General features: G+C 53.7%; 18 protein-coding genes and 1 riboswitch. Of the genes, 7 read left to right on the forward strand and 11 right to left on the reverse strand.

What is annotated here, in order from left to right; genetic code table 11:
• Position 1: 1 nt before the first annotated feature.
• From thiS to AB1F12_RS12230, 8 genes are all read right to left on the reverse strand, one after another.
• On the reverse strand, positions 2–199 hold the full coding sequence (thiS, locus tag AB1F12_RS12195) for a sulfur carrier protein ThiS (protein ID WP_368184645.1): 198 nt from the start codon (positions 197–199) through the stop codon (positions 2–4).
• The gene (locus AB1F12_RS12200) at positions 168–1,136 is read right to left on the reverse strand and encodes an FAD-dependent oxidoreductase (protein ID WP_368184646.1); all 969 of its coding nucleotides are present in this window, start codon (positions 1,134–1,136) and stop codon (positions 168–170) included. Before AB1F12_RS12200 ends, thiS begins: the two co-directional genes overlap by 32 nt.
• Positions 1,133–2,944: a phosphomethylpyrimidine synthase ThiC gene (gene thiC, locus AB1F12_RS12205; RefSeq protein ID WP_368184647.1), complete on the reverse strand. Its 1,812-nt coding sequence runs from the start codon at positions 2,942–2,944 to the stop codon at positions 1,133–1,135. Before thiC ends, AB1F12_RS12200 begins: the two co-directional genes overlap by 4 nt.
• A 105-nt stretch (positions 2,945–3,049) precedes the next feature.
• Positions 3,050–3,171: riboswitch (TPP riboswitch) on the reverse strand.
• 156 nt (positions 3,172–3,327) lie between these two features.
• The gene (locus tag AB1F12_RS12210; RefSeq protein ID WP_368184648.1) at positions 3,328–4,821 is read right to left on the reverse strand and encodes an inorganic phosphate transporter; all 1,494 of its coding nucleotides are present in this window, start codon (positions 4,819–4,821) and stop codon (positions 3,328–3,330) included.
• Positions 4,822–4,899: 78 nt separating this feature from the next.
• Complete coding sequence (locus AB1F12_RS12215; RefSeq protein ID WP_368184649.1) at positions 4,900–5,367, reverse strand: NUDIX hydrolase; 468 nt, start codon at positions 5,365–5,367, stop codon at positions 4,900–4,902.
• Between the two features lie 170 nt (positions 5,368–5,537).
• The gene (locus AB1F12_RS12220; protein WP_368184650.1) at positions 5,538–7,850 is read right to left on the reverse strand and encodes a putative bifunctional diguanylate cyclase/phosphodiesterase; all 2,313 of its coding nucleotides are present in this window, start codon (positions 7,848–7,850) and stop codon (positions 5,538–5,540) included.
• A gap of 261 nt (positions 7,851–8,111) precedes the next feature.
• On the reverse strand, positions 8,112–10,232 hold the full coding sequence (locus AB1F12_RS12225; RefSeq protein ID WP_368184651.1) for a putative bifunctional diguanylate cyclase/phosphodiesterase: 2,121 nt from the start codon (positions 10,230–10,232) through the stop codon (positions 8,112–8,114).
• 14 nt (positions 10,233–10,246) lie between these two features.
• Positions 10,247–11,023 carry a phosphate/phosphite/phosphonate ABC transporter substrate-binding protein gene (locus AB1F12_RS12230; RefSeq protein WP_368184652.1) on the reverse strand — a complete coding sequence of 259 codons (777 nt, stop codon included), beginning with the start codon at positions 11,021–11,023 and terminating at the stop codon, positions 10,247–10,249.
• A 246-nt stretch (positions 11,024–11,269) separates the two neighbouring features.
• Between AB1F12_RS12230 and AB1F12_RS12235 the strand changes: the two genes are divergently transcribed.
• A complete protein-coding gene (locus AB1F12_RS12235; protein ID WP_368184653.1) occupies positions 11,270–12,262 on the forward strand; it encodes a DUF3616 domain-containing protein in 993 nt (330 codons plus the stop codon).
• A gap of 209 nt (positions 12,263–12,471) precedes the next feature.
• Positions 12,472–13,584 (forward strand): S-(hydroxymethyl)glutathione dehydrogenase/class III alcohol dehydrogenase, encoded by a 1,113-nt coding sequence (locus tag AB1F12_RS12240; protein WP_368184654.1) that lies wholly within the window; start codon positions 12,472–12,474, stop codon positions 13,582–13,584.
• Positions 13,585–13,622: 38 nt separating this feature from the next.
• Here the strand turns inward: AB1F12_RS12240 and AB1F12_RS12245 are convergent, their stop codons facing one another.
• The 3 genes from AB1F12_RS12245 to AB1F12_RS12255 are packed head-to-tail and all read right to left on the reverse strand — an operon-like array spanning position 13,623 to position 16,659.
• On the reverse strand, positions 13,623–14,654 hold the full coding sequence (locus tag AB1F12_RS12245; RefSeq protein ID WP_368184655.1) for an ABC transporter substrate-binding protein: 1,032 nt from the start codon (positions 14,652–14,654) through the stop codon (positions 13,623–13,625).
• Positions 14,627–15,997 (reverse strand): sensor histidine kinase N-terminal domain-containing protein, encoded by a 1,371-nt coding sequence (locus AB1F12_RS12250; protein ID WP_368184656.1) that lies wholly within the window; start codon positions 15,995–15,997, stop codon positions 14,627–14,629. The genes AB1F12_RS12245 and AB1F12_RS12250 overlap by 28 nt, the downstream gene beginning before the upstream one ends.
• A complete protein-coding gene (locus AB1F12_RS12255) occupies positions 15,994–16,659 on the reverse strand; it encodes a response regulator transcription factor (protein ID WP_368188362.1) in 666 nt (221 codons plus the stop codon). Before AB1F12_RS12255 ends, AB1F12_RS12250 begins: the two co-directional genes overlap by 4 nt.
• 119 nt (positions 16,660–16,778) lie before the next feature.
• On the opposite strand from AB1F12_RS12255, the gene AB1F12_RS12260 reads away from it, so the two are divergent.
• From AB1F12_RS12260 to AB1F12_RS12280, 5 genes are read left to right on the forward strand one after another with little or no spacing between them, the layout of a single operon-like run.
• A complete protein-coding gene (locus tag AB1F12_RS12260; protein WP_368184657.1) occupies positions 16,779–17,747 on the forward strand; it encodes a Bug family tripartite tricarboxylate transporter substrate binding protein in 969 nt (322 codons plus the stop codon).
• Positions 17,747–18,187: a tripartite tricarboxylate transporter TctB family protein gene (locus AB1F12_RS12265; protein ID WP_368184658.1), complete on the forward strand. Its 441-nt coding sequence runs from the start codon at positions 17,747–17,749 to the stop codon at positions 18,185–18,187. Before AB1F12_RS12260 ends, AB1F12_RS12265 begins: the two co-directional genes overlap by 1 nt.
• A 10-nt stretch (positions 18,188–18,197) precedes the next feature.
• A complete protein-coding gene (locus AB1F12_RS12270) occupies positions 18,198–19,703 on the forward strand; it encodes a tripartite tricarboxylate transporter permease (RefSeq protein ID WP_368184659.1) in 1,506 nt (501 codons plus the stop codon).
• Positions 19,703–21,052 (forward strand): acyclic terpene utilization AtuA family protein, encoded by a 1,350-nt coding sequence (locus AB1F12_RS12275; protein WP_368184660.1) that lies wholly within the window; start codon positions 19,703–19,705, stop codon positions 21,050–21,052. The genes AB1F12_RS12270 and AB1F12_RS12275 overlap by 1 nt, the downstream gene beginning before the upstream one ends.
• Entirely contained in the window at positions 21,049–21,348 is a 300-nt protein-coding gene (locus AB1F12_RS12280) for a DUF4387 family protein (RefSeq protein ID WP_368184661.1), read from the forward strand. Before AB1F12_RS12275 ends, AB1F12_RS12280 begins: the two co-directional genes overlap by 4 nt.
• Positions 21,349–21,375: the final 27 nt, after the last annotated feature.

Consider the following 21,375-nt stretch of genomic DNA (forward strand, 5'->3'; position numbering starts at 1 on the left):
ACTAGCCTCCTTGCATTGGGGCAAGAATTTCGAGCTGATCGCCGTCGCTAACGCGCACGGTATCGCGCGCAGTGCGGGGCACAAATTGCCCATTTAGGGCGGTGGCCGTAGCCGGGTTTGCATAGCCAAGCTCAACCAGAATTTCGGCCAATATTGTGGCTGTCACGTTATGCGGAACAGCGTTCACTGTGATGTTCATCTGCGTTTTCCTGAATAAAATGCGCCGCAAGCTGCGCAGCCAAAGCCGGGGCTAATAAAAACCCATGTCGATAAAGCCCGTTCACATGGAAGGTATCGCCATGGCGGGTGACACGCGGGATGTTATCGCGATATGCGGGCCGCAATCCGACCCCGGTTTCGATCACCTCTGCCTCGCCCAGACCGGGATGCAAGGCAAATGCCGCCCCCAACAATTCCAACAATGATCGCACTGTAATGGCCCCAGTGCGGTCACTTTCGATCATGGTTGCCCCCACCATATATTGCCCCCCCGCGCGCGGCACGAGGTAGAGCGGAATACGTGGATGCAGCAGACGAACCGTGCGTGTGATCGTCACGTCTGGCGCATAAAGAATGGCCATTTCGCCGCGCACCGGACGCATATCCGGCTGATCCGCCGCCAGCCCCCGACAATCAACATCAACGTGATCCGGGGCGGGTGTGCCATACCGAATATCAACGCCCAGCGCCAAAACTCGATCGGTCAAATCAATCAACGCGCGACGTGGATTAAGATGCGCCTCGTCTTTGAAAAACAAGCCATTTGTGAACCGCCCCGTTAAGGCCGGTTCCAGTTCAGCCAGTTGATCCGCGTTTATCAACTGATGTTTTGTAGTGCGCCGCGCAAACCGGGACAGATCCGCGCGGTCCCGGGGTTGGGCGACGGCCAGCGACCCAGACCGATTGACCGGTGTGATGTCATCCCACCAATCAACGGCCCCCATCCCCAGTTGCACGACGACATCTTCGGCGGATTCACCTTCGCAATATGGGGCCAGCATGCCACCGGCGAACCATGAACATTTGTTGTCCGATGGCCCATTGCCGGTTTCATAGATCGTGACGGACCGGCCGCGTTTTGCCAATTCCAAAGCGCAAGCCAACCCGGCCACACCGGCCCCGGCGATGGTGATCATTCCGCTGGCTCGGATTGCACATCAGACACCGGCATATACAGGTCACCGCCCTCGCGGTATTTCTGCGTCATGGCCTCCATGCCCTCTTTTTGTGCTTCGGCACGGATGTCGTGACTGATCCGCATCGAACAGAATTTCGGCCCACACATGGAACAGAAATGCGCGACTTTGTGCGCCTCTTTGGGCAGGGTCTGATCGTGGAATTCACGGGCCGTGTCGGGATCAAGGGACAGGTTGAACTGATCCTCCCAACGGAATTCGAACCGCGCCCGTGACAGCGCATCGTCACGGCGTTGCGCACCCGGCAATCCTTTGGCCAAATCCGCCGCATGAGCCGCGATTTTATAGGTGATCACCCCGGTTTTTACATCATCCCGATCCGGCAGACCCAGATGTTCCTTGGGGGTCACGTAGCACAGCATCGCGCAGCCGAACCAGCCAATCATCGCAGCCCCGATACCGCTGGTGATGTGGTCATAACCCGGCGCGATATCCGTGGTCAGCGGCCCAAGCGTGTAAAACGGTGCCTCGTCACAGCATTCCAGCTGTTTGTCCATGTTTTCCTTGATCTTATGCATGGCCACGTGGCCGGGGCCTTCGATCATGACCTGACAATCCTTGGCCCACGCGATTTTGGTCAATTCGCCCAGCGTTTCCAATTCGGCAAATTGCGCATCGTCATTGGCATCCGCAATCGACCCCGGACGCAGCCCATCCCCAAGACTGAACGACACGTCGTATTTACGGCAGATGTCGCAGATCTCTTCGAAATGCTCATAGAGGAAGCTTTCTTTGTGATGATGCAGGCACCATTTGGCCATGATCGACCCGCCGCGCGACACGATCCCAGTGACGCGGTCCACCGTCATCGGCACCATATGTAGACGCACACCGGCATGGATGGTGAAATAATCCACGCCTTGTTCGGCCTGTTCGATCAAGGTGTCGCGGAACACATCCCATGTCAGGTCTTCGGCGATGCCGTTCACCTTTTCCAGCGCCTGATAGATCGGGACGGTCCCGATCGGCACGGGGCTGTTGCGGATGATCCATTCACGGGTGTTGTGAATGTTGCGCCCCGTGGACAGATCCATCACCGTGTCGGCGCCCCAACGGATCGACCAGACCATTTTGTCGACCTCTTCTTCCATCGAAGACGACACCGCAGACGTGCCCATATTGGCGTTGATTTTCACCAAGAAGTTGCGGCCAATGATCATCGGCTCAATTTCGGGGTGGTTGATGTTGGCAGGGATAATCGCGCGGCCGGCGGCCACTTCTGAGCGGACAAATTCGGGCGTCACGTAATCGGGAATGTTGGCCCCCCAATCGTTGCCATCGCGCGGCTCAACAGCTGCGTCGCGCATTTGGTTTTCGCGAATGGCGATAAATTCCATTTCTGGCGTAATGATACCGGCGCGGGCATAGGCCAATTGCGTCACGGCCTGCCCATCCTTGGCGCGCAGCGGCGTGGGTTTTACCGGGTATTCCGGGGTCAGATGGCTGCCTTCGACAAACCCATTATCTGCAGGGATAATGTCGCGGCCTTCGTATTCTTCGACATCCCCGCGCGCGATGATCCAGTCCCGCCGCAACGGGGCCAGCCCCTGCTGAATGTCGGTCAAAATTGCAGGATCGGTATAGGGGCCAGAGGCGTCATATACCGGCAACGGCGCCTCGCCTGCGGTGGGATGCACCGAAATTTCGCGCAACGGTACACGCAAATCCGGGTGGATTGTGCCTTTGACGTAAATCTTGCGCGAAGCGGGCATTTCACCCGTGGTGATTTTAGGATTAGGGACGTTCATTTTGGTGCTCCTCAAGCGTAACTCAAAAAGACACCAGATGAATTTCGGCTTGGGAAACGGGCGATGCCACACATCACCTTTGTCAGGATGCAGGCCCAATTTCAGTGGGATGCGCCCTTAGCTTCCTACGCCAGTATCAACTGGGTCAGGTTCAAAGGGTCGCGACACTACAGCTACGCTGCTATCCGCCTCTCAGTCCCTCAGTTGGGACTCCCCCGCGTGCTTATTGGCTAGACATTCTGCGGAATTGACGCAAGGGAAATTTCCAAACGGCCTATGATGCCCGCGCAATTCGGACCACAAGCATATGAAATATAACGAAATAAAAAGACCCCGACAGGAATGTGACGGGGTCTTTGATTGTAATGATGTGGTTTAGACGTTTATGCAGCGCCGCCCATCATGGTTTTGATAACCAGAAAAATCAGGGCCGACAGCAACGCCGCCGCCGGGACCGTAATGACCCAAGCCGCAATAATTGTCATGAAATGCGACCGGCGCACCAGCTTTCTGCGGCGACGTTCCTCTTTGGGCTGTTGCGGCACATCAGGCATGGCGATCCGGCGCTTTTTCATCTGCCGGGACGTATGCCATTCACGGAAAAAACCGACCCCAAACACGCCGCCCACAGCAATATGCGTAGAGCTAACAGGCAGGCCCAACCAACTGGCCACAATCACCGTGATCGCCGCTGACAAGGCCACACAATAGGCCCGCATTGGGTTCAATTTGGTGATTTGGTTGCCCACCATCCGGATCAGTTTTGGCCCAAACAGGAACAAACCAAACGAAATCCCGATTGCCCCGATTACCATGATCCATAACGGGATGGAAATCGCGTCGGTAAAGTTGCCCGATTTAGAAGCCTGAACAATCGCCGCCAAGGGGCCAACGGCGTTTGCAACATCGTTTGCCCCATGAGCAAAGCTGAGCAGTGCCGCGGACACAACCAGCGGGATCCCAAACAAAACCTTCAATGATTTGTTGCGGTTTTCCAGCCCGATCGATTGCTTTTTAATGACCGGGATCATCACCAGCCAAATCGCAATCCCCATCCCAAGCCCGATCAACAACGCCAATTGGATGTCAATTTTGATGATCTTTTTGAGCCCTTTGAGCGCGAGGTAAGCGGCAAACGCGCCCCCCATGATGCCCACCAGAACCGGCACCCACTTGCGAGCGGCGGCAATTTTATCGTCCTGGTACACGATGCGGGCCTTGATGAACCACAAAAACAGGGCTGCAACGACGCCCCCTAGAACCGGGGAAATCACCCAACTGGCGGCAATTTTGTACATCGTTGGCCAGTTCACCGCAGCGAACCCTGCCGCTGCGATCCCGGCCCCCATCACGCCGCCGACGACGGAATGGGTGGTGGAAACCGGCGCACCAATCCACGTCGCCAAGTTCACCCACAAAGCCGCCGACAAAAGCGCCGCCAACATGGCCCAAATGAACACATTTGCGGTTTGCATGCTTTCTGGTGCGATAATGCCTTTGGCGATGGTCGAAACAACATCCCCCCCAGCAAGCAAGGCGCCCGCGCTTTCAAATATTGCGGCGATGGCGATGGCGCCACCCATAGTCAATGCGTTGGCCCCAACGGCCGGGCCCATATTGTTGGCCACATCATTTGCACCGATATTCAGCGCCATATAGGCCCCAAAACCGGCGGCAATGACAACAATGAACGTATCACTGGATTTGCCAAACAGGATCAACGCCAGCAAACCCGCAATGACGATGAAAACAAGCGACACGCCCAGCCCAACCAGGGGGCGTGAGACATAGGTTGTGGCCGTTTCTAAATTCGAAAAGCGCCCAAGATCACGATCTAGTGTGTCCAAATGGCTCGGCTCATAGTCGTTTTTCGTCATTGCGGTCCCCTGCCCAAATATGTCTGGGAACGCCGTTAACAGATTACCCGCGTTTACTCAATAAACGGGCGCCGCATTCTAGCTTTGACCAAAGTTGATAAGCAGCTCTTTCAGCTCAGGCTCTTGCACCAGATTAGCCGCCTCTGAGGGGCTGAACCATTCACGGTGACGTTGGCTATCTTCTGGAAAAACATCACTCATTTGGGTGACCGCAACGGAATACACCATGGTTTTAACCGGCTGGGTCCAACCGGCTTTCATCCCTTTGTCATAGGTATAAGACCCCAATGCACGCTTTTCTGGATCGCCAGATTTTACACCCGCTTCTTCCCACGCCTCTTGCAGCGCGGTTTCGGTAGATGTCGTACCGGCAATTGGCCAGCCTTTGGGGATGATCCACCGCCCCGTATCCCGGCTGGTGATCAACAAGATTTTGCGTCCAGACTTCTCTGTGCGATAACACAGCGCCGCAAACTGAATACGTTTGGGCCGCTGTAACATCGGGTGGACGAACTCTGTCCACAGGTCACTCAAAACAGCTTTCATTTTCGTTCCGCCTGATTTTTTTCTTTGTCTGCTGTTCTAAATATATGGAAATGTTTTACAAAACTCAAATGAGCCTCACATTTGCTTTATCCAATCTCTAAATGACGGACAAAAACCCGAATGTCTGGTCGGCTGAAATCTGACTTTGTTACTGTTGCATGGGCCAAGTGCTAAGACACTTTTCGCTGCCACAAACTTTTCTGCAGCAATTCCGTCGCCTGTTCCTTAGGCAGGGGTTTGCCATCCACATATCCCTGCAGGAAATCAACATGGCACGCACGCAGACAATCGCGATGTTCCTCGGTTTCGGCCCCTTCGCCGGTGACTTGCATATTCAACGCATGGCCCAAATCAGTGATCGCCGTTACAATTGCACGGGTTTCAGCGGATTCTGGCATCTTGGAAACAAAGGCCCGATCAACCTTAATTTTATCCACCGGAAATTTCTGCAGATAGCTCAACGACGAATACCCCATCCCGAAATCATCCAGCGCAATTGTGACCCCAAGCCGTTGTAAAGCTTCAATTTCTTGCAACGCGGAGGATCCATTTGACAGAACCACGGTTTCCGTTATCTCCGCTTCGATCGCAGAAGCAGGGCAATTTGTGATCAATAGGCAATCACTCACAAACTCATCAATTTGCGCCCCGAACAATTTGGGTGACATGTTCACTGCGATACGCCCTTCAAATCCCATTTCTTGCCATTCTACGGCCGTTTGACACGCCTGAATCATGACCTGATAGGTTAAATCCGCGATCAATCCAGATTCCTCGGCGATGGGGATAAACTCTTGCGGGGAAATCGGGCCCATCGTTGGATGAACCCACCGTGCCAACGTTTCAAACCCAATGATTTGTTTGGTCCGCAAATCCGTTTGCATTTGATAGACCACAGAAATACTGTTGTTTTTCAATGCATTTCTTAACTCTGCGTCAAGCAATGATTTACGATTCACGACCGCTTCTAGATCTGTGTGGAACACATTGAACCTGCCTCGCCCACTATTTTTCGCCTCATAGAGAGCCAAATCCGCGCGGCGCACCCCATCCAGTGCACTCAATTCTGACGCCTCAACATGAGAAATTCCAATGCTTAACCCGGTGTGCAAAGTTCGCCAATCCACCTGCTGTGGATGGCTCAATTCTTCGATCAATTGTCTAGCAATCTCGACCAAACGTTCCTCGCTGTTTTTCCCTTTTGCTAAGATTGCAAATTCATCCCCCCCTAAACGCACCGCCAGATCCTGATCGCCAATGCGGGAACAAAAAATCTTTGCAATATGCTGTAACAGTGAATCCCCGACAAAATGCCCAAGCGTATCGTTAATCAGCTTGAAATCGTCTAAATCCGCCAACAGAATCGACGTGTCCTGCTCTTCGACATGCACCCATTCATTAAGGGTCTCTTCCATTAGCCGACGATTTGCTAAGCCGGTCAGACTGTCATGTTCTGACAGATATTTCGCCCGTTTGGTTTGACGCGCCTGTTCGGTATAATCTGTCGCCAGAATAACTGTCCCCAAGAACCCCCCGTTTTCGTCCTGAATAGGTCCACAACGCAAATACATATTCAAATCGCCAGACTCGTGTTTTGGGTTCACTTTGGTTTCAAATTGAAGGTTGGACTTTGTGTTGATGGCAGCGGTGACTTTGCGCGCAGCATTTGTATCAAGCCATTGTTTTGCGTCTAACAATTCCCCGACATAGGCACCGCGGAAATATTCGGTTGCATTGTCATTGCAAAAAACCACGAGCCCGGTTTCATCCATAAGCAAAACCGCGTCCCGCGTAGAGGCCAGCGCCCGCCCAATTCGTTGCCGGTCGCGACGGGCATATTCGTTATCCTGTGCCCTGAGACTTGTTACCTCTGCCTCATTTTTGCGCCACTGATCAATCGCAAGCGCAACCATCCCAATTTCATCTCTGCGGCCCAAACCAGGGATCGGGTCATTGATATCTTCGCATCCTATTCGGGAAATCACCTCTGTCAAAGACACCAATGGCTGAGAAAGTTTTGATAATATCGCAAACAAAATAGCAGCAATGGAGATCAGAAAAGCAAGCCAAATCAATGCCTTTTGATACATTGCTTCGACAAAATTCGAGTGATTTTCATGCGCATTCAAGGTGACAAATAATTCCCCCAAGGGGACTATTTGCCCGATTTCGTCAGCGGTCAGAACATGTGAAACTGTTAGATGCGTGGCATCGGGAACTATCCCCTCTGCTGACTGGCTGGTGACAACAGATGCATCAGGGCGGATAATCTCAATTCTAGCGATTGATCCGCCGTGCAACACCTCCCGCACAAGTTCATCGACCTGAGTAAGCTGAGCATTTTTAAGCGGTGCGATGACCGAATGCCCAATCAATTGGGCGGACAAGTTGGCCTGTCGCTGCAATACCTGTTCATATTGATTGCGTAGTTTAAGGATGTCGAAAACGAAGCCCGCACATAGCAACACAAAAATCGGAGCCAAGACTCCAAGCAACAAGCGTATTCGAAAAGAGGATCGCACCCGCGCTAACATTTGAGCTTACTTTTCCAGATCGTGGCACAACAAAGAACAATGAGGTATTTCCACCTCAGAGTGCGCAGAATTTGATTAAGTATGCGTTCAATCAACTGGAAACTATCCAGTTTTTTTCAAATGGCTTGGCGTGTAAAAGGATAAAAATTTTCACAACTGGTTTTGTGTGCGCAAAACAGGTTTGTGGCGTGTTGGTTTTGCGACCACAGATCAGACGACATTCGTGAAACTACAGTTTGATTGTCTGTTTAACCAAACAATGAAATCACCTGCCGTCACCGGACGACCACCAAGGTATCCTTGAAAGTTTTGACAATGCGTTGTGCGTAGAAATGCGAGCTGTTCCTGCGTTTCTATCCCCTCAGCAACCACATTTGCGTCAACGACACGTGACAATTCGAGGATCGTGTTAAACAGCTTTTTGGCGTCACTGCGCCCGTTCATTCCCGGCAACAGGCTTTTGTCGATTTTTAATGTATCAAAAGCGAGGTTTTTAAGACGCGCCAAATTCGAAAACCCGACACCAAAATCATCAATGGCAAGCCGCACCCCGATCGAACGCAAAAGATCGATGTTAAACACAGCCGCATCGTTATCAAACATCGCAGTGTTTTCGGTAATCTCAATCTCTAGACCACTTGGATCGACCCCAGTTTGATGAATGAGATCAACCAAATCAGAAACAAAATCGGGTTCCAACAACTCCTCAACAGAAAGGTTTATCGCAAGAACAAAGTCTTTGTGCGCAATAGCCTGGATATCCTTGGCGATGGAAATGGCAAGTCGGGTAATTTCCCGACCGATAAACGGCAACAGGCCAGAACTGGCCGCAACCGGTAGGAATACATCCGGCGTAAGAAGCCCCTTTTCCGGGTGGTTCCAACGTACCAACGCTTCTGCGCCAGAAACATCCCCGGTTTTGACATCAAACTGAGGTTGCAAATACAAAACAAACTGCTCTTCTTCGATCGCGGTCCGCAACTCGTTTTGGATTTGACTAACGCTCAGAAGCTCTTCGTGCAGTTTCTCATCGTAATATTGATAGCAATTCTGACCGGCTTGTTTCGCTTGATACATTGCGGCATCCGCAACCTTTAGCAGGTCATTCGCAGATCGGGCGTGCACCGGGAAAACGCCAACCCCGATACTGGTCGTCACGGTAATGGACACTTGCTTTGTATCCACTGGAACTTTCATTGAATTAACGATCCCTATGGCCACACGTTCGGCATAGCGTTCGGGCAAAATCAGTGTAAATTCATCCCCGCCGAGACGGGCGATTAACGCCGATGTTTGGGTTAACCCGCGTGGTTGGTCTATCGTCGCAGCCTCTAGCCCCAAATCGGTCACGCAGTGGGTTAACCGTTTTGATAAGGCAACCAACAACGCATCCCCCACATGATGCCCGTGTCGATCATTGATCGTTTTGAAGTTGTCGACATCAAGGAACATGATCGCGAAACGTTCACCTCGCATCGCGGCTGCCACCGTGACGCGTTCAAGCTGATCACTAAACCAAGCCCGGTTAGGGATTTCCGTCAGCTTATCTATATAGGCAAGCCTATGAATTTGCTGGATTGAGCCCCGCATCGTTACAAGCATCGTTTCAAAAGAATGTGCCAAACTTTCGATTTCGTCATTGGTTTGAACATCAATGGTTTGGTTCAAATCCCCGGCAGCGGCGCGTTCGGTAACTTGGGTCAAATGGATCAACGGTTCGGTCAACCTGCGCGCCAATATGATGCTGATTGTCATACCTAAGAAAATGAACACACCGCCAAGAATGGCGTTTCGAACCCAAACCGTTCTGATTTCATTGCGCAGCGTGTCCAGCCGCACATCAAGCCGCATGGTACCATACGTGTTATGGCCCAAGACGATGGGATGGGCGATACTCTCGATATTATCTGCGACAATGCGAATTTGCTCTTTCTGATCAAAGGCCTGACGTGCCAACGGGTCATCAATTTCCGCTAGAAATCCACCGATTTCCACATCGGACCCATCCACCAATAAAGTCCCGTATTCGTCCAGCAAATAGAACCTTTCAACGTCGGGCTGATTGCTGATTTCTTCGAATATGGCTTCAAGCTCTCCCGGCCTCCCTTCGATCAGGTAGGGCATGGACACTTCTAACCCCAATCGCAACAATTGTTGTGACCGTAGATCCAGCCGTTCACGGACCAGTTCCACTTGGGTTTGCACATTGAAAAAAATGACCGCTATGACAAAGACGCTGATCATCACGCCAAATATAGCCGCAAGCTTGCGCGCCAGACCGTAGCCCAACAGGGACAATTTAAGTTCCGATTTGGTAGGTTTGACCTTCATGTCCGACCCAAAGCTTAGATCAAATCCGCCGCCGCAAGCCGGTCAAGCAATGTATAAATGGGGTCAAATGTTCCCGCGACCCCCCGCGGAAATTCATCAAACCGAGAGGTTTTATGAAACTGTTCCAGTATTTCTGAGGTTTCTTCGTTTTCGGACATGTCTTGCAACACATCCGAAATACGCAGCGACAGGGCCGCGTCCAATCCGCCACGTCGGACCACGACTTGGCGCGGCACCTCAACACTTGTGGCGATGATACGGAACGCCCCTGGACGGGCTTCGTTCAATTGTGCCCAACGCCGTGGGTCCGTCGCCCCGGCTGCGATCCATCCTCTGGCCAGCCAAAGTAGGGTATTCTTGTCATCTTCGGTAAACACGTACCCAATTTCATCCTCATCGGGATTTTCCGTCCGATCAACGAGTTCCCTGAGAGGTAGGCGCGCATCAAGCAACATATCAACCGGCAACAGAAAACCCGAGGTAGAATCCGGCTCTTGAAAGCCAATTCTCTGCCCCACCAAATCCCGAAGGTCGTGTATATCACTATCTGTCGGCACGATAATCAGCGAGTGATAACTGGCCTCGCCCCGTTTCCACCGCCGCAGAAATGGCACGGCACCAGCACTACGCGCGACGTGCGCGGCGACCAATGGGCTGTCAAAATAGAGATCGACCTCGTTGGATTGCAGTGCCGAAATCATCCCAACAGAGCTTGTCTCAACTCTGATTTGTACTTCGGTAATTCCAAAATCTGCCAGCTCTGTTTCCAGATACCGTGCCATCGGGGTCATTCGATCAACATGTTTGCGAACGTTGTCATTGACACTGCCCAGCACCAAGACATCTGCATTTGCAAAAGTTGAAACACACAGAACACTGAAAACAAAAGTTAATACCTGTCGAAGGATGTTCATGTTCGATGTCCTCATTTGAAAGCATTTCAATATCGGTATCAATCATGCGTTAATTCACCGCTAATGTTGCCGCCTAGAAAATCCGGCGATTTTTACCGAAAATTTGTCTGTTGTGGGAACAATATGCGCACCCCTATTCGGAGCGATCAATTGAAGTGGCGTGCATTCGCATTTTTCGGACCGGTGCTGTTATTGGTTTTTGCACCGCAAGCCCAGGCAGAAACCCAAAGGTTTAACGGACTTTGCGACATTTCCGCAGCCGCGTCTTTAGGGGATGGAACCCTCATCGCGGCGAGTGATGAAGAAAACAAGTTGTTTACATTTTCGGTCCAAGCCGGTGCCCCGATCGCGATTTTTGATCTGAACAATCCCTTGGATCTGGCGTTTGGCAGTTCAGAAATAGACATCGAAGCCGCTGCAATTGGGGCGGATCGGATTTGGTGGATCGGGTCACATCAAGCGTTCAAACCCAACCGTCAAATGGTGTTTGCAACAAACATTCCGGCCCCTTCTCTACACGATCTAACAATCGAAGTACCGCCCTTTAACTTGACACAAGCCCTTCAAAGCTCAGAACAACTGGCAGAGGTTCTGCATCCGCTGACCTTTGTTGAGGACCCCAAAAATGGCGGTCTCAATATAGAAGCCGCCGCGTTGACCCCGCAGGGGCACCTAATGATCGGCCTGCGATCCCCCCTTGCGGGGACTGACGGGGTGAATGGGCCGGCGATTTTGATCAAGCTCAACCTGACACCCTCGGTCTCTGTGATCGATGTGGCATTGCTGGACCTTTCCAACCGGGGATTACGGGGGATGACAGCGCTGGATACGGGTTTTTTGATCATTGCTGGGGCATCTACGGGCGTTGGTCACAGTGAGTTGTTTCACTGGATTCCGGGGCAAACCCCCATTGCCGTTTCCGGGCAAAACATCGCGAACCTGAACCCTGAAACGTTGGTTTCGCTGCCAAATGGGCTTCTGGTGCTTAGCGATGACAGCTCTGCAATTCGTCATTCCCACGACGGAGGGTTCGAAAAATGCAAAACATTGCAACGAAACGAAAACCCAGACGACACAGGCGCAATTTTTACCCAAGGACTGCTTTTGCCGCGTTGACATCTGAATCTGCTCAGCCGTGTGACTGGGGTAAATTGGGGTGGCTTTGCCGTACTGGGCGCACCATTACGATGCTGATAGTCCCCTACCATTTCCGCAATCGACTGAATTCACGCAGCATTTTCAACCACACTTATTATTGATCTTAACCGCCACCAATGAGAACATAATTCTCTGGCCTTTTGGCAACCAACAAAGAGAGAATCGATATGAGAACCCGTGCTGCAGTTGCTGTCCAAGCAGGAAAGCCGCTTGAGATCATGGAAGTGAACCTTGATGGCCCACGTGCGGGCGAGGTTTTGGTAGAAATAAAGGCGACGGGACTGTGCCATACAGATGAATTCACCCGGTCTGGTGACGATCCAGAGGGTATTTTTCCCGCCATTTTGGGCCACGAGGGTGCGGGCATCGTTTTAGAAGTGGGCGAAGGCGTCACCACGTTGGAACCCGGTGATCACGTGATCCCGCTTTATACGCCGGAATGCCGTGAATGCGAATATTGCCTGTCGGGTAAAACCAACCTTTGCCAGAAAATTCGCCTGACCCAAGGCGCTGGATTGCTGCCTGACGGAACAACGCGGTTTTCGATGTTGGATGGCACGCCGATCCACCACTACATGGGCTGTTCGACCTTTGCCAACCACACGGTTGTGCCCGAAATCGCGCTGGCCAAAGTGCGCAAAGACGCGCCATTCGACAAAATTTGCTATATCGGATGCGGGGTCACCACAGGGATCGGCGCCGTCATCAACACCGCCAAGGTCGAAATCGGATCGCGCTGTGCGGTCTTTGGTTTGGGTGGCATTGGGTTGAACGTCATCCAAGGTTTGAAAATGGCCGGTGCGGATCAGATTGTTGGCGTCGATTTGAACGACAACAAAGCTGAAATCGGCAAATATTTCGGCATGACCGACTTTGTGAACCCGTCCAACGTCGAAGGCGATCTGGTGGCGCATTTGGTTGAACTGACCGGTGGCGGCGCGGACTATACCTTTGATGCGACCGGCAACACCGCCGTCATGCGCACCGCCCTAGAGGCCGCGCATAAAGGTTGGGGGGAAAGCATTATCATCGGTGTTGCCCCTGCTGGCGCCGAAATTTCAACGCGCCCGTTCCAGTTGGTCACAGGGCGCGTTTGGCGTGGCACCGCGTTTGGTGGCGCCAAAGGGCGGACCGACGTGCCAAAAATTGTCGATTGGTATATGGATGGTAAAATCGAAATCGACCCGATGATCACTCACAAATTGACGCTGGATCAGATCAACGAAGGGTTTGATTTAATGCACAAAGGTGAAAGCATCCGCGCCGTCGTCGAATTCTAATTTACGATCAGGTATGCGGCGGGGTCCCGTCCGCATACCTATTCCTGCACCAGTGAGCTTTCCCAATTTCGCAGAAATGTCACCCGCCGCATTCTGTCCAAAAACACCAGCAGTCCCGGACCAAAACGAATGGGCCGCAACGCTGAATTTTCCTGAAAACTTGTAGTGTCGATTGCGGGCAAACCAGAGGATTGGCTCAGCTCGGGCCGTTGATCCAAGCTCAGCAAAAAGTTTATCATTTTTTGAGCATCCGCTTCATTTTCGGCGCTGGTCGGGATCAAAGCGGTGCGTAACATCACACTGACGTAATCCTCTAGCTCGATGATTTGGAACCCGTCAATCACCTCGCTTTGGGATGCGGCATAACTGCCTAGCACATTGTATGCGAGGGCCAATTCCCCGCTCGCGACATCGCGGATCATGTCGCCGGAACAGCAATATAACCGCGCTTCCAATCGTCCCATGACTTCCATCAAACGCCAGAATGCTTCGCTGTTTCGACTGTCCTGCGTCGCCATGAGATACCCAAACCCCGACCTGCGAATGTCATACGTGCCCACCCGGTTTCGAAATCGTTCCGGGTTTTCGCGTAGAATATTAATCAATTCGTCCCGCGTCCTTGGTACGTCTGAGCCGGAAAAAAACGCATCCGACACCACCAAAACCGCCGGTTCCTGAGTAAAGGCAAATAGTTGATTTCGCCAATGCGCCCATGCCGGCAAATCCCCCATTTCCGCAGCCCCAAAGGTCTGTGCAAACCCGTCATTTGCCAGCTTAGTTTGCAGATCCATTGCCGATGAAATGGCCAGATCAAAAACCGCCCCTTCGTCATGGATGGCCTGCATCAGTTCCGATGTGCTGGTGATTGTGTAATCCACTGTAATATTTTGATTTTCCGACTGAAAGGCGAGGATTATTGGTTCAAACGCGCCGCGATCCGCCGTGGATATGACGCGCAAAACCTGACCGGTTTCCTGCGCCGGATACACAACCTGATCTTCGATCTCAAAACTAGCTGCAACGGACCCCGCAACGATCAGGCCTAACGCGGCAAAATTAGTGAAACGCATGCGCCTGCTCCTTGTGTGTTTGAAGAAATATCAAGCCGTCCACAATGGGCATTGGCCACGTCATCGGCGATCGTCAGACCCAGCCCAGAGCCCACAATATTGCCAACGTTCGCCCCGCGTTGATAACGGTTGGTTAATTGCGACAGGTCCATATCGGCAAACCCATATCCCTGATCAGAAATCGAAATGGTCAGCTGGTCAGCGACCTGCAATGTCACCGTGATTGCACTGTCATCGGGCGAGTATTTGATGGCGTTGTCCAAAATATTCATCAGCGCCGCCTGCAACAAAATCCCGTCGCCATTAAAGGGCACCGGGTCATTGGGCAGATCGCGATTTATCAAAATGTCCCTCAAATCTGCGGTCGGGGTCAGCCGATCACAGGTTTCGCCTACCAATGCGCCCAATTCCAAATCCTGTTGCGTCAGACTGTCTGCGCGAAACGTGACCATCGCGTGATCCAGCATTTGTCCCGCCGACCGAGAGCTTTCATCGATGGCGCGGATCATTTCACGGATCGCCTGTTTGTGTTCGGGTTTGTTCAGTTTTCGATGGGTGACTTCTGCTTGGGCGCGCACCGTGGCAAGCGGCGTGCGCACGCGATGCGCAGCTTCGGTGATGAAATCTTCGGTACGTGACAGCGACGTGCGCAAACGGGCCATAAAGCTGTTAAGTGCCTCGACCAAAGGGATTAATTCCGCCGGGGTTTGGGCGCGCACAGGGCGCAAATCCTGTGGGCCGCGCCGTGTCACAGACAGGGTCATGCGATCAATTGGCGCTAATGCGGACCGCGCCGCCCACAATGACAACGCGGTTGCCAACAGGAAAAACCCAACCCCAACCCCCATCGCTGTGTTCGTGATGCGCCGTGAAATCGCTTCTAATCCTTGCCGGGTTTGGGCCACTGTCACGATCACATCGGTGGATTGCGCCGCCGAACCGACCTGCCGCAACACGGAGACGGACCGCACCTCGTCACCGCGATAGAACAAGGTCACAAAATCCGGCGCATTTGGATTGGGCACCGTGCGCGGCACGGGCAGATCGTCGTAACCGGTCAGGGTTTCGCCATCCGTGACGATGCGATAAAACACCCGGTCCTGCCCCACCGTGCCCAACATCGACAGCGCGGAATAAGGTAATTCTAACGACACGCCGTCCACTTCGCTGCGCAAACTGTCAGCAATCGCTGTGGCCGATGCGGCTAGGATGTCGTCCTGCGTGCCCTCTGCTGCGCGTTCAGCGACCCCGCGCACCACCAGGAAAAATGCCACCGACAGCACCGCCGCCACGCCTGCCAGTTGGAAAAACAATCGCTGGCGAATGGAGCCATGGGACGTCATGCCACCACCAACCGATATCCAAGTCCACGTACGGTTTCGATTTTTGCATCCGACCCTTCGAGCCGTTTTCGCAACCGGCCAACATAGACTTCGATGGCATTTTCGCTGGCCTCATCCGATAGGGAAAATAACCGATCCATCAAATACGATTTCGAAAAAACCTGCCCCGGCGCATTATAAAACACCTCTAGCAAACGCAATTCACGGTTGCGCAATGTCAGCGTTTGGGCCCCGAATCGCAACTCACCAGCCGTCGAATCAAGCTCGGTATTAGAAAAGGTTTTGGCGTTATTGGCTTCGCCTCCCTGACGTCTTAGCACCGCACGACACCGGGCTTCGAGCTCGGAAAAATCGAACGGTTTGGTGATGTAATCATCCGCCCCGAGATCCAGCAATCCAACCCGATCCGACACGGCAGATCGGGCTGTGATCACAATCACGGGCGTTCGTTTTTTGGCGCGTCTTTGTTGAACCAAAAAATCGCGACCATCCCCATCTGGCAGCATAATATCCAACAATATCAAATCGTAATCCGCCACGGATATACAGGCCTCTGCGGTATCAAGCGTGTCGGCGTGATCCACAGCATGCCCGTCCAACTGCAGTCGTTCGACCACCGCTTGGGCAAGCTTTAGATTATCCTCAATCAACAGGAACCGCATGAATGGCCTTTGGGATGGGACGTCATCCATGTCGGATGCCGTGTCAGGTGGATGTCAGGTTTGATCGTTCTGATCAAAGCATGGGCGGCGAAATCCGCCATGTCAAACGGGAGGAAACCATGACAAAACGTCTTTTTAAGGCGCTCGTAACGAGTGCGGTATTGGGTATGGGCGCAACCGGCGCTGCCAGTGCTGCTGAATGTATTGCCCCAGCCAACCCCGGCGGCGGTTGGGATTTCACATGCCGTCAGATCGGCAAAATCATGTTCGATATCGGCACTGTGGATCAGCCTATTCAGGTCACCAATATGGCTGGCGCTGGTGGCGGACTTGCCTTTGGGCACGTTGTTGCGGAACGTGGCGATGACGCGGATCTGATCATCGCGGCGTCCTCTGCGACCACCACACGTCTGGCGCAAAACGCCTATGCGGGCATGACAGCTGACCAAGTGCGCTTTGTCGGGGCCATTGGTGCCGATCCCGGTGTGATTGTTGTGGGTGCTGACAGCCCCTATCAAACCCTGACCGATCTGGTTGACGCCATTCAGGCAGCTCCCGGCGACATCGCCTTTGCGGGTGGTTCTGCGGTGGGTGGGTTTGATCATCTGAAACCGTTGATGATCCTGCAACGTGCGGGCATCGCCGACGTCACCGCGATCAAATATATCGGCGTTGATGGCGGCGCGGATGCGATCACCCAAACCGTTGGTGGTTTCACCGCTGCCATGTCGGGTGACATGTCCGAAGTGGTCGGTTTCCTGAATTCCGGCGACGTGCGTGCGCTGGCGGTTCTGACCGAAGAACGCGTTCCCGGCTTTGAGGACATCCCCACCGCCAAAGAGCAAGGCCTGGATGTTGTGGCAGTGAACTGGCGTGGCCTGTACGTACCCAAAGACATCAGCGACGAAGATTTCAACATGTGGGCCGACCGCCTGCAGGCGGTTGCTGACAGCGCAGAATGGCAAGAGGCCATGGCCGCAAATGGTCTGGCTCCGTTCACATTGGTTGGTGGTGATTTCCAAAGCTACGTCGATGGCGTTGTTGAAGAAATCCGTGACCTGTCCAAAGAAATCGGAGTGATCCAGTAATGGGAACCGACCGGACATTTGGACTGGTCGTAACACTGACAGCGCTGGCATATATTGCCAGCGCGACCCAAATTCAGACGAGCTTTTTGACGGACCCGGTTGGGCCGCGAATGTTTCCGATGCTGATAGGGTGTGTTGCGGTCATTTGTGGTGTTGTGGTGATGGTTCGCCCTGATCCGAACCCGGATTGGCCTGCGATGCGCACCTTTGGGTCGCTGTTGGTGGCGGTGGTTGTGCTGATTGCCTATGCCTATTCGCTCAAACCGCTGGGTTTTCTTTTTCCCACAGCCATCACCGCCGCTATCCTTTCATATCAGATCAACCCCCATGCCGGGCGTTCAATCGCCGCTGGGATTGGCCTATCTGCCGGGTTGTTTCTGATCTTCAAATTCGCGCTTGGACTTGGGCTTGTTGCCTTTCCCAAGGGCCTGATCGGCTGAGGTCAATCACATGGAATTACTTTCAAATCTGGTGATGGGTTTCGGCATCGCCCTGTCCCCGTTCACCCTGCTGCTGGCCGTGTTTGGCTGTTTCATCGGCACCATTATCGGCGCATTGCCCGGGCTTGGTCCGTCAAATGGTGTGGCGATCCTGATCCCGCTGACCTTTTCGATGGGGCTGGATGCAACCAGCGCGCTGGTCCTGATGACGGCTGTTTATTACGGCGCGATGTATGGCGGGCGGATCAGTTCGATCCTGCTGAACATCCCCGGTGATGAACCCGCGCTGATGACCACGTTAGACGGCTATCCAATGGCCAAAGCCGGCCGTGCAGGCGACGCCTTGGTGATTTCGGGCGTCGCATCGTTCACCGGTGCGTTTTTGGCCACCGTGGGCCTGATGCTGCTGGCACCATTGCTGGCAGGCGTGGCGTTTCTGTTTGGCCCTGCGGAATATTTCGCCCTGTATTTACTGGCCTTTGCCACATTGGGCGGCATGGCGTCCAATAACCAAGCCAAAGCCGCCATTGCATCCTGTATCGGGTTGGGCATTGCGATGATTGGCGTGGACAACAATTCAGGCCTGCCCCGGCTGACCGGTGGCAATCTACATCTGTTTGACGGCATTGATTTCCTTGTGGCAATCGTCGGACTGTTTGCGATTTCCGAAGTGTTCTTTTTCATCGAAAGCCACGGTAAAAACACGTCTATCGGCGTGAAATTGGGCAAAGTTCGCGTTCCATGGAAGGATTTGTGGCACACACGCTGGACCCAACTGCGCGCGTCTCTTGTCGGATTCGTCGCGGGTATTTTGCCCGGTGCAGGCGCGTCCTTGGGCAGTTTTATGGCCTATATGTCGGAAAAATCCATCGCCGGCGAAAAAGGGGGCTTTGGCACCGGGGTCGCCAAAGGCGTCGCCGCGCCAGAGGCCGGAAACAACGCCGCTGCGGGGGGCGCTTTGGTTCCGATGCTGACGCTTGGGGTTCCCGGGTCGGGCACGACGGCTGTGTTATTGGCGCTGTTGATGACGCTGAACATCACCCCCGGTCCCACCCTATTCACGGACCAACCCGAAGTGGTCTGGGGCCTGATCGCCAGCCTGTTGATCGCCAACGTGGTGCTGTTGTTGATAAACGTCCCGATGGTGCGCGTATTTGTGCATATCCTGTCCGTGCCACCCTGGATCCTGTTGCCGGGCGTGACCATGATCAGCTTTGTCGGGATTTTCTCGCTGTCCGGGTCTTACTTTGATCTGTTGCTGATGGTCGCCTTTGGCGCATTGGGATATGTGTTGCGCAAAATTGACGTGCCAACAGTGCCGATCATTCTGGGCATCCTGCTGGGCGGCAACATGGAAGACGCCCTGCGCCGTGCCATGGTCCTGTCCGACGGCGATTGGACTTATCTGTTCAGCTCTGGCATTTCGATTGGTCTGTGGGCGGTTGCCGTGATCGGCTTTGTCGCGCCCATGTTCCTGCGCAACGTTTTAAAAAAACCACAAAGGGTCACTGATTGATGGTCAAAGTCCTTATTCCGTCCGGGGCCCTTGGGCTTGGATATGACCGCGCGGCCTTGGCGCGCGGGATTACCCAGAAACCGGATATTATCGCAATTGATGGGGGATCCACGGATAGTGGGCCCCATTATCTGGGCACCGGCACGTCCAAATATTCGCGCAATTCAACCAAAGCAGAATGGCGTGAATTGATGCAGGCCCGCGCCGAGGCGGGCGTGCCATTAGTCATCGGCACTGCAGGAACCTGCGGCGCGGATTCCGCCGTGGATTGGCTGGTGGACATCACCCGTGAAATCGCCGCTGAAACCGGGGCAAACCTGAAACTGGCCGTGCTGAAATCCGGCCAAAGCGCCGCCGATATGGCCACGGCCTTTGACGCGGGCCGCATCACCCCCCTGCCCGCGGCACCGGATGTGGATGCGGACACATTTGCCACCTGTACCAATATCGTTGCCCTTGCTGGCGCGGAACAAATTCAAGCCGCGCTGGACACGGGCGCGGACATCGTCATCGCCGGGCGCACCACGGACACGGCCATCATTTCTGCCCTGCCATTGGCGCGGGGGTGCCATGCAGGCGGCGCGTGGCACGGCGCCAAGATCGGCGAATGCGGCGCGCTGGCCACCACCAGCCCCAATTCCGGCACGATCCTGATCGAATTTGACGCCGACGGTTTCACCATGACCCCCATGGGGACCGAGGCCCGCGCCACACCCCACACCGTGTCAGCGCATATGCTGTATGAAAATTCGGACCCTTGGATCCTGTTTGAACCGGGCGGGCATTTGGACGTCACCGGGGCCACATATACGGCGCTGGATGACCGAGTTGTGCGTGTCATTGGCAGTGAATGGATCCCGTCAGACCGCTATACGGTCAAACTGGAAGGCGCGCGTTTGGCCGGATACCAAACCGTGTCCATCACATTGGTGCGCGACCCACGATATGTGGCGCATATCCGGGAATGGTGCGATGACATTCAGACCAAATGCACTGCCAAAGCCAAGGAACGCGTCGACGGAGAGTTCACCATCGAACTGCGGCTGATTGGCGTGGACGCCACGCTGGGCGCGCTGGACACAAGCGGCAAAACCGGCACCGAGGTGGGCGTGATGGGCATCGTCACCGCCCAAACCGAAGCCCTGAGCCGCGAAGTCGCCAAAATGCTGAACCCCTACCTGTTGCACCACCCCTTAACGGAACAAGAGGAAATGCCGACCTTTGCCTTTCCGTTTTCACCCCCGGAAATGCCACGGGGTGCGGTGCATGAATTTTGCCTGAACCACGTGCTGACCTTGGACAATCCGATGGATGCATTTCACCTAAGCGTAGAGGACATTGGCGCATGACGGCCCTATCAGACATCGTCACCAAAATCCGGTCCAAAAATGCTGGGCCATTTTGGCTGACAATCGACATTTTTTGCGGGTCTGCGGATGCCTATGACACAGTGTCAAATGGTTTGGATACGGCCGTGGTCGCACAAGTGTTCGGCATCCCGGTGAGTACGTTAAAACGGTTTGATATCAAGGACCTGAACATCGTAAAATTCAGCCTGCCCCGTCCTGAAATACAGGGGATTCGGCTGGATCGTGACATGCATGGCGCGTCGTTTGCGCAGATTTTGACCACGTTAGAAATCTAATCGCGCGCTGGTTTCATAGGGCGGTTT

The organism is Aestuariibius sp. HNIBRBA575 (assembly GCF_040932005.1).
Lineage (GTDB): Bacteria > Pseudomonadota > Alphaproteobacteria > Rhodobacterales > Rhodobacteraceae > CANLNM01.

Coding starts and splice junctions, on each gene's coding strand:
- AB1F12_RS12260 (WP_368184657.1), top strand. CDS start 16,779: ATGACAAAACGTCTTTTTAAGGCGCTCGTAACGAGTGCGGTATTGGGT.
- AB1F12_RS12270 (WP_368184659.1), top strand. CDS start 18,198: ATGGAATTACTTTCAAATCTGGTGATGGGTTTCGGCATCGCCCTGTCC.
- AB1F12_RS12230 (WP_368184652.1), bottom strand. CDS start 11,023: ATGACCCCGATGGCACGGTATCTGGAAACAGAGCTGGCAGATTTTGGA.
- thiC (WP_368184647.1), bottom strand. CDS start 2,944: ATGAACGTCCCTAATCCTAAAATCACCACGGGTGAAATGCCCGCTTCG.
- AB1F12_RS12255 (WP_368188362.1), bottom strand. CDS start 16,659: ATGCGGTTCCTGTTGATTGAGGATAATCTAAAGCTTGCCCAAGCGGTG.
- AB1F12_RS12280 (WP_368184661.1), top strand. CDS start 21,049: ATGACGGCCCTATCAGACATCGTCACCAAAATCCGGTCCAAAAATGCT.
- AB1F12_RS12275 (WP_368184660.1), top strand. CDS start 19,703: ATGGTCAAAGTCCTTATTCCGTCCGGGGCCCTTGGGCTTGGATATGAC.
- AB1F12_RS12265 (WP_368184658.1), top strand. CDS start 17,747: ATGGGAACCGACCGGACATTTGGACTGGTCGTAACACTGACAGCGCTG.
- AB1F12_RS12200 (WP_368184646.1), bottom strand. CDS start 1,136: ATGATCACCATCGCCGGGGCCGGTGTGGCCGGGTTGGCTTGCGCTTTG.
- AB1F12_RS12235 (WP_368184653.1), top strand. CDS start 11,270: ATGCGCACCCCTATTCGGAGCGATCAATTGAAGTGGCGTGCATTCGCA.
- AB1F12_RS12215 (WP_368184649.1), bottom strand. CDS start 5,367: ATGAAAGCTGTTTTGAGTGACCTGTGGACAGAGTTCGTCCACCCGATG.
- AB1F12_RS12250 (WP_368184656.1), bottom strand. CDS start 15,997: ATGACGTCCCATGGCTCCATTCGCCAGCGATTGTTTTTCCAACTGGCA.
- AB1F12_RS12240 (WP_368184654.1), top strand. CDS start 12,472: ATGAGAACCCGTGCTGCAGTTGCTGTCCAAGCAGGAAAGCCGCTTGAG.
- thiS (WP_368184645.1), bottom strand. CDS start 199: ATGAACATCACAGTGAACGCTGTTCCGCATAACGTGACAGCCACAATA.
- AB1F12_RS12245 (WP_368184655.1), bottom strand. CDS start 14,654: ATGCGTTTCACTAATTTTGCCGCGTTAGGCCTGATCGTTGCGGGGTCC.
- AB1F12_RS12210 (WP_368184648.1), bottom strand. CDS start 4,821: ATGACGAAAAACGACTATGAGCCGAGCCATTTGGACACACTAGATCGT.
- AB1F12_RS12225 (WP_368184651.1), bottom strand. CDS start 10,232: ATGAAGGTCAAACCTACCAAATCGGAACTTAAATTGTCCCTGTTGGGC.